Source organism: Leptospira hartskeerlii, assembly GCF_002811475.1.
Lineage (GTDB): Bacteria > Spirochaetota > Leptospiria > Leptospirales > Leptospiraceae > Leptospira_B > Leptospira_B hartskeerlii.
Map to the genome: position 1 here is coordinate 24,177 of NZ_NPDL01000008.1, position 13,861 is coordinate 38,037.

Sequence of the window (13,861 nt, forward strand, 5' to 3'; positions counted from 1 at the left end):
ATCTTAAGGGCAGACAATCGTAGAAGCAGGATTAGAAGCCGCTGCTCCTTGGAATTGTAATGCACCGAACAGATACGGATAAGGCTCAGAACCTGGGGTTACGTTGAAAGTTCTCAACATAAGATTATCAGTATCCGCCTTTATATTACAGGTAGTATTATTTGTAGGATGATACAAGGAACTGATCGTCAACGTCCTCGGTAAAGGCACTTGTCTTAAAACGTTATTCACCAAAGGAACGATCAAAGAACGTATCAACGGATCCACTACTTGGAATATCCCTTTCGGATCTAAACCGAATGGGTTGAATGAATTTCCTTCTAAGATATCCAGAGTATAGGACATCTTACCGACATCCTTGTTCAATACCAATTTTAGAGCGTTGAGCTTATCGTAAGTAGTGTTCCCGGTAGGATTCACAAATGGTACGAAATCAAAAACTCCGTCCGCCTTGATACTTACTCTTGCTTTATTCAAGAGATAACGACAACTATTCGCGGCAGTATCTGCAGCAGCACTGCTACAAATTACCGGAGCGGCATCTGTTCCTATATTGGTCCCATTTGGCCTTCTTCCGAAAATCCTTAATTCTAGATCCGTAAAGTTAACCACCAATGTAGGCTTCTGAGCCGCGCTCCCTACCCACTTAAATTCGCCATTCGGAGCATGGATTGCATACACATCTATATCCACATCGTCAGTAGAATTCACACTGCGTATAAGCTTAGTAGGATCGGTTGGATTTAATCCATTAAGCGGACGCCCCGGAGAAAGTACGTTCATCAAAGTTCCTACTTTCACTAGCTCCTGAGTCAGTTGGAAGAGAGGATCATCACCTGCATAAGCAACGATCGTATCTATGAATTGACGATTGATCCTTAAGTTCAATGCACCATTCTGCCAAAGACTGAACGCTGCTTGTGTGACAGTGTCTGCAGTTAAGGTGAGAAGTAAGCCCGGATTTGCGGCACTATTATTAAAAGCGTATTCTCCTGTTAGAGCTTGGGTTGTAGGCACAGGCCGAGTACTCACAAAACCCACTGCACCACTTTGGCCGTGATAGTTGGGATTCGTATTAAGAAGTCTGCTTGCTGCAGGAGTTACTAAACCTAGATCAGCTGAGGCAACGACTGCTTTATTCGATCCGCTCATCCTAACAACCGCATCCTGTTCCACTTGTAACTGAAGAGTTAAAGGGAAATTAGCAAGAGGGGCAGGTAAGTAATTCGGAAGTGTGATATCCAAACCTGGAGTTTTTAAAGATTGAACCACAGAATTCAATGCTTTAGGAGCCACACCTTGGATCACATCACCTAACATTGCTTGAGTGATCTTCGGAGCAAGAGCCGCCACCATACTATTCGCCAAATCGGTACCGATCGAAGTGATCAGGTTTGCCAACCAAGAACCGGAACTTCTTTGAACGATATCGTGAGTGGTAAGATTTACCGCCCATTCAGAAACATAAAAATTCCCAGTATCAGGATCCGTAGGAGAAAATGGTGTTTTGATCTGGATCACAAAATTTCCATTACTATCCACGCTGGAAGTAGTGCGTGCTTTTGAAGTGCGAACCGGTTTTACAGTCACATTATAGTTCAGATCGGAAGTCATACTAAAGGAAAATAAGGTTCCTGCACAAGAACCCGCAAGTCCGCAAAGAAAACCTCCAATATCTCCTTGGTTCCTTGCGACTACTATAAGCCCAATGGTTGCAACTTTTCCTCTCAAAGTTACGCCGAGGTCCCCATTTCCGTTCACTTTCAAACACGCTTTGATATTCTCAGTCGCAGTAATATCTAAATTATTACAATCCTTAGTCGTGCTTGCGCCAACAGTTGTAGGAATATTCACACTTGTGATATATACATCCACATCGAAGTTCATACAGTCGCTTAGAGGAGGACATCCGTATCCTGTAAACGCTCCTTGGTTACTTCCCGTTCCATTCGGTCCACAATATCCGTCTTGGAAAGTAGCGATGGTATAGTCACTCGCGTCTCCATAACTTCTAATGAAGTTGAAAGAGTCGTAGTTCATACAATATCCGGATCGTTTTGTACCGGAAGTAGGTGCATTCGAAAAGTTCGCGAAAGTTTTTACCACATTATCAGCCGAATCTTTGATCCTAAAATCCCCTCTAGCAAAACGTTCCAACACTCCGCCAAATAATCTTAATGTCTGGGCCTCGTCCAAGATCGCCGCGGCCCCTTTGGTGAGAATATTATAAGGATTCGAATTTACTTTTCCGTAATTAAAGCCAAAACTTCTTTGGAATAACTTACCTGCAGAATTGGTGATCTCGAACACGTAGGAATTCCCACCTTGAAAAGGTTTTAATCCATCCGAGAGGCCGTTCAGATTCAAAGAAGAAGCAAGAGCATTCGTCATATCGCAAGGAACACTAGGTGCATTACATATATCGTAAGTAACTGAAGACCCCATATGTTTCAGTTTGATAGATTTAATATAATTCGTTCCTGCTACAGGGTTTGTAAAACTTGCTGTCAAGTTCATTGATAAGGTTCCAGGAAGCGCATCCGCAAATGTAAGGTCGTTTACCGTATTACCAGGTCCCACAGATTTTCCGTTCAAACTCATCGTAACATAATAGTCCGGTTCGGTAGTAAACTCTGTAGTATAAGCAGTTAACGTTCCTCCTTCGATCCCTTTGGCATCTGAGGTTAAAGATAATTGGTAGGTGGTATTCGATTTAAGTTCCCTGTACGGATCAAAGATTAACCTCCCGCCTGATTTCCAATAAAAGACTCCCCCCTTACTTTCCGCAGCCGGAGAGCTAGGGCCTGGCAAAGGAGCAAAACTAGAAGGCCCAGTTTTTTCTCTTAAGGAGAAACTGGTAAACACCGTGTTCCGATCCATAGGTTCGGAAAAAACAATCTCCAAACTTTTGTATCTATCCACTTGATCGAATGCTGCAAGATTTAATAAAGCTTGGGGACCGGTAGTACCAAAATCCACAGGCAATGTGGCTGGAGTATCAGTTTCAGTATAATTGATATTATTGACGGTTTTAGGAACGGAACCGCCTCCATCTACTGGGATCCCAATAGAACTAAAGAATGAATCCAGTGCGCTTCCTGCTTTTTCAGATTCTTTACATCCTGAAAGTATAGGAAGGACCGCCAGACAAGTTATAACAACCGTCCGTTTAATAAAAATTCTATCTCTTTCACCAAATCCGGTAACCATCTTTTTTTCTCCAGTCTTCAATCGCATGATATCGTTCGAATTCGGCCGGAATCGGCACTCGTCAGTGCCTATCCAACCTCGGACTGGACCTTCTTCTTTCGTAAATCGGTCCCGCCCTTAAGAGTTTATTTTCAATTTTGGAGAAAACTCTTGGTTTAGGATTTATTCTATTTTTATAATATTAAATATTTATACTATCCTCTTATATTCTTATTTATATAATTCCTTAAGGACATTGGACCACCGTTCCAGGATTAGTAGCAGCCGCTCCTTGGAACTGAAGACCTCCGAACAGATACGGATAAGGCTCCGTATTCGGGATCGGAATAGTGATCAGTTTCAACTTATCCGTAGTGGACTGAAGATTACATACTGCACCCGAAGAATAATTCGTAATCGCAGAAACATTCAGGGACTTAGGTAAAGGCACCTGGCGTAATACGTTATTCACCAAAGGAATGATCAGAGATCGGATCAAAGGATCCACCACTTGGAAAATTCCCTTAGGATCCAAGCCGAATGGATTCACTGAATTTCCTTCCAAAATGTCCAGAGTATAAGCCATGCTGGTCTCATCTTTTTTGATCACAAGACTCATAGCGTTCAAATTATTATACTGAGGTTTTCCGATCGGGTCCGGATTATCGAACGGGATAAAATTGAAAGAACCATCTCCTTTGATACTGACTCGCACAGTGTTCAGAAGATAGCGACAACTGTTGGAAGCTCCATCCGCAGCGGCAGAAGAACAGGTAATCGAACTCAATGTAGGATATCCTATCTGAGTTCCGTTCGGCCTTCTTCCATAAATTCTCAATTCCAAATCCGTAAAGTTCACAACAAGCGCAGGAATAGCACTTGCGCCACCGAACTTGAACTCACCGTTAGGAGCATGGATCGCATACACATCTATATCCACATCATCCATAGATTGTACGTTTTGGATAAGTTTGGAAGAATCGCTCGGATTCAAACCAACTAAAGTTTTTCTACCCGGAGCTAAAATATTGAGAAGAGTCCCAACTTTCACAAGTTCCTGTGTCAACTGGAAGAGAGGATCAGAACCTGCATATGCAGTGATTGAGTCGATAAACTGTTTATTGATCCTTAAATTTAAGGCACCGTTTTGCCAGAGACTATAAGCCGCCTGAGTAACAGTGTCTGCAGTCAGAGTTAAAAGAAGTCCAGGGTTTGTGGAACTTTTCGAGAATGGGAAAGTTTTAGTGAGAGCATCCGCAGAAGGAATAGGACGAGTACTCACAAAACCGGAAGTCAACTGATGCCCGTGATAATTCGGATCAGTATTTATGAGTGGATTTTTAGCCACCAAAGCTACAGAAGCAGAACCAACGAGTCCTTTGTTCGCTCCTGAAACAGTAGGAACCACATCCGTTTGGAATTTTAACTTTAAGGAGAGCGGAAAACTTTGGAGTGGCGCAGGAAGATAATCCGGCAATATAACATCCAACCCAGGATTTGCAAGAGAGGTCACGACTGCGTTCAATGCGTTAGGCGCAACCTTCTGCACGATGTCCTTTAGCATAGACTGAGTGATCGCAGGTTTTAGCGCAGGAACCATACCGTTCGCGATAGATGCAGTTACTGAGGACAGAAGGTCCGCAGCCCAGGAAGTAGAATCCACATAGTCTACTGAATCCAGATCGCCGGCATTATTTTTTACACGCAAGTGGTCAGACCATTCTTTAGTATAAAAATTATCTGAAGTAGTGTTCGCAGGAAGAGCAGCTAATGTTAACGGAGTTTTAATAGCGATATTAAATTCTCCGTTAGTATCAACCACAGTATTCGTGTTTGCAACAGCAGCACGAGGATTCGCAGTTTCATTCAAATTCACTTCCGCGATGGTGGTGAAATAGAACTTACTTCCGGAACCTACCAGTCCAATACCTATGGCGTTTCTATTCCTTGCAATGATGGCAAGATTGATGATAGCTTTGCGACCATTTATGTTTATCTTCAGGTTATTGTTCGCAGGGATACTCAGACCCGCGGTGACCGTAGGGTCCGCTCCTGTAGTTGGAGGAATATTGACCCCCGTGATGTAAACATCCATGTCAAAGTCGGAACAGCCTAAGAAACATCCGTTACCTACGAACGCTCCTGGATTTACCCCTGCTCCACCACAATATCCATCGCCGTTTTCAGGGTCGGTGGAATCTCCGAAACTACGGATAAAATTAATTTCTGAATGATAATCTATACAATAGCTGGTTCTTTTCGCAGTACTCTTAGGAGTATTCGAAAAATCTGAAAAAGATTTACCTGTGATCTTATAATCGTTCTTAGTGAATCTTTCTAAAATTTGACCGAATAATTTTAAAGCTTGTGTCTCGTCTACGATTGCAGCCGCACCATTTGTGATCATCGCATACGGAGTAGTATTTACTTTTCCGTAATTGAATCCGAAAGATCTCCTAAATACCTTACCACTTGTAGTAGTGATCTCAAAGATATAAGCATTTCCGCCTTGGAACGGTTTCAGTCCAGCTTTAGCTCCGGAAAAAGTGTTCAAATTTAAAGAAGAAGCAAGAGCCGCAGTCATATCACAAGGAGGAGCAGCACAGATCACATGTTCTGCAGTAGAACTTAAATGTTTCAGTTTGATTGACTGAATAGAATTCGCACCACTGATCGGAGAAGTAAAACTAGCGTTCAAATTCATCGCGATCGTTCCGGGAGAAGCATCCGAATAAGTTAAATCTTTAGAAGAGTTCGCTGGACCAACTGCTGTTCCGTTTAACGTAGCGTTGATCAGATAATCAGGCTCGGTAGTAAATTCAATAGTATAAGCTTGAAGATCTCCGCCTTCTAAACCTTTAGAAGCGCCGGTTAGAGTGAGTTGGTAAGTAGTATTCGGTTTTAGTTCTTTGTATGGGTCGAAGATCAATCGCCCGCCGGATTTCCAGTAAAAGGATCCGCCCTTTTCGACGGCCGGACCAGGTAATAATGTTCCGGACTTTTCCTTCAAAATAAAATCACCGTTCACTGTAGATTGGGTCATAGGTTCGGAGAAAACAATCTCCAAACTTTTATAACGATCCACTTGATCGGTAGAAGAAAGATTTAATAATGCTTGGGGACCTGCAGTTCCGAAATCCACAGGAAGAGTAGCAGGCTCGTCAGTATCCTTATAAGGAGTTAAAGAGGCACTAGTCGGAATACTTCCACCTGAATCGGAAGCGATCCCGAGACTTGCAAAAATAGAATCGGATAGGCTTCCTTGTTTTTCTCCCCCGCATCCAATGGATACGAAGAGTAAAGCGAAACCGAAAATTAAAAATCCTTTGAATGTTTGCATCTTCATTTGTGTCGGTAGTCCCGTTATATATCTATTTTTCATCTTAGTGAGAATATCGCATTCAGATCGTCCCAGTACGTCGACGTGGGCTGTCCATTATTCCAATTGTCATAGAAGAAGGCATCGGATCCGGAGAAACGACGACCTCTTTCATAAATATCACCGAATAATCCAATCAAAGTTCCCGCAGAATACAGGAACGCCCTGTTATCCATCAGAGAAGTTTGGATCATATCGGATCTCAGAAGTACTTTAGTATTTTCGAATAGTTCTTCCACAGTGTATTGAGAAGACATGTTCGCATTCTTCTCCAAGAAACTGAAGAAGCTTCCCGGTTTACCCAATTGGTAACCTGTTGCATACAAGTTCCTTCCGTAAGGAGCCATAGAATCCAAAACAGGAGGAAGGCTTGTTGTAACAATATCCGAAATAGTATAAGTTCGAGTATCGAGAGCAGAATTGTTCGGATCACTCACATCTCCAACATAGAATAGAGAAGAAAGAAGATCCAAAGTATTCGTAATTTCAGAGGCTGTGAGTTGGATATCCAACAAGAGATCTAATAGGAAATCCAGGGATTTTACCAAAGACCAACCGGAAGATCTGGAAACGTAATCACGAATTCTTCTTACTAAATCGTCCACTTTCACCCAAGAAGGATCGTATAAATCATTACGAGGACGATCGTCGTATTTATCGGCAACACGGAAGACCAGCCAATCAATCCCTTCATCAATTGCAAATTGGTTCGGACAGTTGGTTTGGAAACTCGCTTCTCCACCACAATCCGACCAAAGTTTTGTTTGACCCAAGATCCCGGAGAGACCATCCATCACCTTGTCTCTTGCATCCGTTTTCGCAGGATCCCCGAGATTTGTAGTGAACTTAATCAATCCGGAAAGAATATCAGTTTTACTTAATAGATCCAAAGGACCGTCCGTCATACGATTACGATCGGTGCTTGTCGGAGTAGATGTCCCTTCGATTAAAACACTTAAGAGTGATCTGTAGTTTTTAGAAGGTTTGTATTCTACAGGAGTGGCTTTCGGATTTCGCAAACCGGAACTAATCCCAACAGTTCTGATTTGAACGAAAGAAGGTCCTGGAGAAGGTACTCCGGTTCCTTGGATCGGACTTACGTTAGAGTCATATACTCCATTAGGTCCATAGGTTTGATCCGGGCCATAGTAAACATAAGGACGAGAGAAGATCTCCGCAAGACCAGTAAATAGTTTATAAGGGTTTCTTGGATGCAGCGGGTTGGGATCACTTTTAGCATCATCCCCTAAAGCTTTCGCCAATGACACTATAAACGGAGTCAGACGATTTCTTTTGCTCCAGTTTGTGTTTACCTGAGAAGCAGAAGTATCCGTAGTTCCTAAGAAACCAAGCTGTTTGATCACACCAGCATTTTGGGAAATTACAGGAGGGATCATTCCATACACAGTCGTTGGATCAGGGATCAAAAGAGGGAATAATGCGGAATATACTGCAGTGACTTGGAAACCTTCATTACCTGCTAAACCGTATCCCCAACCTTCTACAAAGAATACCGAATCACCAGGCTCATTCGATAAATCCTGGAGATTTGTATCTAGGACAACCCAAGGACCTGCCTGTGTGCTTGAATCAAAAGATTTAAGTGGTGTTCCCTTTTTCTGCCAAAACCCGTTGAAATTTGTGCAGTCATCTTTTAAAGGACCACAATTCGGACTAAGGTTCATCATCCCCATGATCCCATTTCCGATCGCTGTGATGAATAATGCCTCTTGGTAGGTAACTGTTGCAGCTAACTTAGCCCTTACAGGAAGGACAGCTACGAATCTTTTTTCGTACAATAACCATTGTAAGTTTTTATAAAATGCCTCTTCTGCACTCGCAACTTGTATCGGTGCTGGCATTGTTTCAGTTATTGAATAGAATCCTTTATCCGGTAAAACGGCAGAAGCGGCAGTTTGATCCACTCCTCCGAGATAAATGCGCCTTTCACCGCCAGTTCCCGGATCGATCTGTACATAATATTTGGAAGTATTCCAGCTCGGCTGATATTGCAAAAGACTCCCGTTAGGAGCGATCGGTTGTCCTCCACCATTTGTTTGGCTGTAATAAGGGCCATATCCTTCTAAGGTAACTTTAACGATCCAATCCAACATCCAAGGGACTGTCTTATTATATAATTTATCGAAAGTTGCTTCACTTGCAGGATCTGTAATTTGTTGGGCTTCTCCGCGAGAAGCAGCTTCTAAAATAGATAAAACTCTAGTATTGAAACCTATTTTATAGACCGAACCGTCCCTAAACACCTTGGAACTTGTGCGGCTCAATTCAGTAATATTCTTAAAATTGAATGAGTCACCGGACCCGATAACAGATCCCATACTGAACATTGCATCACCCAGAGTTAACTCTCCTCCTGTAGTGAAAGGTCCTGTATCCGTTAGAGCATTATGAGTGGTTTGAGCCGGATTCCATCTGTAACCGTAATTATCAGCAAGAGTCAAAATAATGAAGAGGGTTTCAAGAGAAGAAACAGGACGGCTCTCCACGTCGGTCTGGCGATTACGTCCATCTCCATCTAATTGCAAAAGGTCCTTAAAAGTCTGGCTGGAACCGGAAGAATTACGCATAAAATCCAGCAAGTATGCATTCTTAGCGGTCTCTTTCAGAACGTTTACAGTTACATCTCCCTGCGCAAAAATTAGTCCCTTAATCGTTACAAACAAGTCTTGCAACATTGTTCTCAATTCAGCAGGTTTTAAAGAGCCTCCCGGAGAATTATAAGCAGTGTTTGTAGAATATTCGTTAGCACTAGGCTCGGCAGGAGAAACGGTATTTGCAGTAAAAAAGTTCTCTGCGTTTATTATAAAATTCTTAAATGAAGTTTGAGGAGTCATTTGATCCTCGAACCCGGCAGCCTTATACATCATCTCGCCGAAATCATAAACAAGGGAGATAAAACCTTCTTTTAAAGTACGATCCGTGAGTAGAGAAGGAGCAAAAAATCCTCCTAACAGATTCTCCACTCCCGTGCGGAATGTAGTGTTTTTACGTAATCCTTTATAAAGAAAATCTTCTATATCATGGAGAGTATCCACAGTATCAGGATCGACCAAAAGATCTGCAGTGTCGTGGATAGATGTGGCGACTTGATTCGCAGTCTTAGTATTGTATTCGATTAAAAGTTGGTTCGCTCCGATAGGCATAAGATTACGAACCACAGGTTTTTTATAATGACGGATCTTTTCGAAGACCGGCTGAATAGAAGAATATGCAGCAGGATTCGAAGTCTGCATCTTTTCGATCATATCCGCAAGACCCAAAGAAAGGGTTTGGACGCTAGTCCTACTCTGCAACATAGCGGATTCTAAAGCGCGAATCGTGCCTAAATTATCTGTTCTTGGTGCTTGAGAGAGTGCGTCCCCTAGCGCTTCATTGAAGCCAACTGGGTCCATAGTGGTGAAAAAGCTCTTCACCACTGGATAAGGATTCAAAAAACTGAATAAAGAAACGCCTTTGTAGTCGTCGGTATTATCTGAGAATTGAGAAATTCCGTTAGCGTCCGTTCCAGCGTGAGAGCAGGCTCCGGATAATGATAATATAAGAGAAATGAAAATTATATTTTTCTTAAAATCCAGGAGGCGAATGTTTCCCCCTGTAGTCTCCCCTATTGGCAGCATCTTCATCCCTTAAACCTCTCTGGGTCCATGTTCGCTTTTTTGAACAATTGTTATTTTTTAGAACCAGAACGGCCTCTATTTATACCGTGGTTCCAAAAAACCTTCAATCTTTTTTTATATCAATTGTTCGGATCGTGTATCGATCGCTATACTCGTACATATTATAACGGTATAGACAAGGACTTTTTTCACTATAATTGATGTTTTTTAGGATAACGTACGTTATTTTTAACTGTCTTATACGTCTCTTATTTTCTCAGAATTTCACTTAAAATCATGTTCTAAAGCATGATTTAATCTGTGTTTGGGAGATGAAGGAGCGCTCGCTTTGGAAAGTTTTTATTGAGTAGATATAAATATTCTGAATATGGCTTTTTAGATTTCATTATTAGTAAATATGAATCGGAAAGTTTTCATTCATTTGGAACTTATGTTCGAAAGTCTTACTCTCCTAATTACGATTAATACGTGCATTGAAATTCAGCTACTTTCGATGTCTCTCCTGGAATTCCATTTAATTTCAACATAAATGATTCATTCTCGAAGATTATCAGCATTCCTATTTCTTTGCCAGATTTAACCGGAAAACAAATGATACCATTAGATGCACATCCTAAACCGTCGAATGGTATCAAAGAGACAGTTTCTTTGAATATTACTTCGAAATTGGACTTTATCGTGTCGATTTTAAGGGTAGCATAATTATTCTCTAACGAACATGTATACTCACGAACAAATTTAGAGTTTAGATATGTTTTTGGATGCACGATCTCATTTAGTTCGATCTTTCCATCTTTGTTTGCGAATATTCTATATTTCTTTTCATTTCGAATATAGCGTAAACTATTAATGGCTTTGTTTTGAGCGAAGGAAATATCGATCAAATCCATATATCTTTCGAAAAGGTTAATCTCGCTGCAAAATGCTTCTTCATAATTGCAATGATAAGCTAGATAAATCTTATCTCCCGGAATAAAGTAAGGGTCTTTAGATTTTACGATTACGACATCCTTTGAATCCGAACTAATTGAAATCTTCATGTATTTCCCACTGTAATTCTTTCCGAATAAACAAATTGGAAAACAAAGCGTTAGAAGGATTATTAATTTGATCCTCAAGTTCATAAATTTCCTATGGAGGGAAAAGCCAGAGGCTCCTATAAAATTACTCTCATAAAATCCATTCGCATTCATACATGAAAGCAAAATTTCTAAAAACAAAAAAGGCCGAGAAAATTTCCCGGCCTTTTCTTTATTACATTTTCAATATGTAAAATTAAGCTGTTGCGGCCTTCTTTTTATAGATAGCGTAACCTATTGCAGCAAGTCCCAGTACCAGCCATATATACCAGAACTTCACAAGAAGAATGGTAATAGCGGTAATCACGAATGCCACAACCCCGAACACAATTGAAAGTGCAGCTTTTCCCAATTCTCCCACAAAAGGAACAAAACTTAAGAGAGAAAGTAAAGGTCCTGCGAGAAGATTAAAACTCACCCACATTGCGATCAAACAACCTGCTCTCATAATCCATTTAGTCGTGTTATCGTCGCTTTGGATATCCTTCATGGTAGTTTGGAAATCACCTACCGAAGCGTTTAAAAATTTATTACCTTCTTCGCTGGTGAATTCTGCTATGGAACTTCCACTCACAGATCCTACAAAAGTCATACTTTCTTCCGGAACTGGGACAAGAGATACACTTACCCTTTCGCAACCTTCAGTTTGATCAGTCGCGCATTTTTGAGATAAGTAGATATAATCTCCTTCAGCAATCCCTTTGGATAAATCACCTGAGCCAGGACTTATCGAAGGCACTGCAGACGTTAGATCCACTTTGCCCAAATTCACAGAGTATGTTTTGCCTTCGTCGGTTTTTACTTTTGCATCTGAAGCGACGGAACTTCTATCGTCTACGGTTGCTTTATAAAAAGGTTTGGACTTACATGCAGGATCTTTAAAATTTTTGGGATTTTTTGGAGAAGAGATCCAATCCAATTCGCAATCATAGACAGTTTTTTTGGTTTTAGAATCTTCTTTGCTAGTTTCTTCCCAAGCGTATACTTCGGAAGATTGAGAATAGGAAATATATTTTCCAGGTTTTACGAACTCACCGCCTAATGTATCGGCGCTCAATTTTCCCGTAACGTAAGATGCAATCCCTGGTTTTGCTTGCGCCGCAGGTAATGCACCTTTGAGAGCTGCACTCGCCTGTTCGCAAGTTTCTACTTGAAATATTAGAAATAAGGAAAGTGGGAATAACACTACCCCGGCCAGCATTCCTTTAAACGAATCGCCAATCGATCCGAATATACTCGAACTTTCTCCTGGTTCCTCAAACGCCATGTAAAAACCTCCCTACCGGCTTTAAAAAAGACGAAAGGGCATTTTACATTCCACACAATTCGTTAGGCAATATCTTTTTTCCAATCGAAAAGGAGAAGATCAGTTCTTCAAACATATGTTTTAGAAAAAGATAGAATGTGTTTTTAAAATAGAAGAGCTCGAAAGTATTAGAACAGTTCCAGCCAGGCCTTACGGATATCCGCCTTTTCCATAAAGTATGTCCCGATAAGTGCAGCGTCCACATGGGATCGAAACTCATCTAGATCGGCTTTGCTCTTGACCCCGGATTCGCCTACTTTCACTATATTGGGCGAAAGTTTAGAAGCAACCTTAGGAACCAGATCTTGATGAATGGTAAAATCATCCAGGTCACGAGTATTGATACCGACTATGTTTGCACCGGCCTTGGTGGCAATTATCGCTTCTTCTTCCGTATGGATCTCTGTCAGAACATCCATATTATATTTTTTGGCTTCTTTAATCAGTTCAGTTAGTTTTTCAGGTGTGAGGATACGGACGATGAGTAGAATTGCCGCCGCTCCGAATTCTCTAGCTTCCGCAATTTGCTTTGTATCCAGTATAAAATCTTTTCTTAATATAGGTATGTTGACCTGAGAGGAAACATTTTTGAGATCCTCTAGCGATCCGCCGAAATATTTTTTATCCGTAAGGACAGAGATCGCAGTGGCTCCACATTCTGAATAAGTTTTGGCGATGGAAACAGCGTCGTATTCTTGCCGGATGATCCCGGAAGAAGGACTCATTTTTTTACATTCTGAAATAATTGAAAATTTGCGGGAACGCAACGATTGCCACAATCCTACTCCAGAATATGGAGCAGGATTATATTCGGGAATGGTTTCGATTTCCCTTTTTTTTTCTTCTACGATTTCTTGGAGAACCCGATGTAATGCCATCATCGGTTTATGCACGAAAGGTTCGAAGCGCCTCGTCTTCCGTTTCGCGGATATCGAATAGAGAGGTAAGTTCGATCACGTCGAAAATTCTTTTAACCGCCGGTTTGATCCCGCAGATTTTAAGACCGCCTTCTTTCGCGTTCAATTTTCTGAGTGTGGAAATGCAAGCCCGGAATCCGGATGAAGACATATAGTCCACGTCCTGCATATTTAGAATAACCTTGGTATGTCCTTGGTTATCGATTAGATCGTTCAGATTTTCTTCCACCTCGTTTGCGATAGAAACGTCCAAACGTCCCTTGAGGTAAACTATGAGAACTCCGTCCTGTACCTTGTGATCGAGCAAAGGAACCTACCCTTAGCGATAATTTAGAGACAATTCTCGATGCAAA

At 41.4% G+C, this 13,861-nt stretch carries 7 protein-coding genes; all 7 read right to left on the minus strand.

Annotated elements, in window-relative coordinates; genetic code table 11:
* Positions 1 to 3: 3 nt before the first annotated feature.
* Entirely contained in the window at positions 4 to 3,210 is a 3,207-nt protein-coding gene (locus tag CH352_RS14605; RefSeq protein ID WP_100706981.1) for an Ig-like domain-containing domain, read from the minus strand.
* Positions 3,211 to 3,436: 226 nt separating this feature from the next.
* Entirely contained in the window at positions 3,437 to 6,535 is a 3,099-nt protein-coding gene (locus tag CH352_RS14610) for an Ig-like domain-containing domain (protein WP_100706797.1), read from the minus strand.
* A 32-nt stretch (positions 6,536 to 6,567) separates the two neighbouring features.
* Positions 6,568 to 10,206, minus strand: a complete 3,639-nt coding sequence (locus CH352_RS14615) for a hypothetical protein (RefSeq protein ID WP_100706980.1) — start codon at positions 10,204 to 10,206, stop codon at positions 6,568 to 6,570.
* A gap of 461 nt (positions 10,207 to 10,667) precedes the next feature.
* Positions 10,668 to 11,246 (minus strand): hypothetical protein, encoded by a 579-nt coding sequence (locus CH352_RS14620; protein ID WP_100706796.1) that lies wholly within the window; start codon positions 11,244 to 11,246, stop codon positions 10,668 to 10,670.
* Between the two features lie 235 nt (positions 11,247 to 11,481).
* Entirely contained in the window at positions 11,482 to 12,552 is a 1,071-nt protein-coding gene (locus tag CH352_RS14625; protein ID WP_100706795.1) for a TMEM43 family protein, read from the minus strand.
* A 167-nt stretch (positions 12,553 to 12,719) separates the two neighbouring features.
* Entirely contained in the window at positions 12,720 to 13,472 is a 753-nt protein-coding gene (locus CH352_RS14630; protein ID WP_100706979.1) for a beta/alpha barrel domain-containing protein, read from the minus strand.
* Positions 13,473 to 13,476: 4 nt separating this feature from the next.
* Positions 13,477 to 13,815, minus strand: a complete 339-nt coding sequence (locus CH352_RS14635) for an STAS domain-containing protein (protein ID WP_086446186.1) — start codon at positions 13,813 to 13,815, stop codon at positions 13,477 to 13,479.
* Positions 13,816 to 13,861 lie beyond the last annotated feature (46 nt).

Coding starts and splice junctions, on each gene's coding strand:
- CH352_RS14620 (WP_100706796.1), bottom strand. CDS start 11,246: ATGAAGATTTCAATTAGTTCGGATTCAAAGGATGTCGTAATCGTAAAA.
- CH352_RS14615 (WP_100706980.1), bottom strand. CDS start 10,206: ATGCTGCCAATAGGGGAGACTACAGGGGGAAACATTCGCCTCCTGGAT.
- CH352_RS14610 (WP_100706797.1), bottom strand. CDS start 6,535: ATGAAGATGCAAACATTCAAAGGATTTTTAATTTTCGGTTTCGCTTTA.
- CH352_RS14625 (WP_100706795.1), bottom strand. CDS start 12,552: ATGGCGTTTGAGGAACCAGGAGAAAGTTCGAGTATATTCGGATCGATT.
- CH352_RS14605 (WP_100706981.1), bottom strand. CDS start 3,210: ATGGTTACCGGATTTGGTGAAAGAGATAGAATTTTTATTAAACGGACG.
- CH352_RS14630 (WP_100706979.1), bottom strand. CDS start 13,472: ATGATGGCATTACATCGGGTTCTCCAAGAAATCGTAGAAGAAAAAAAA.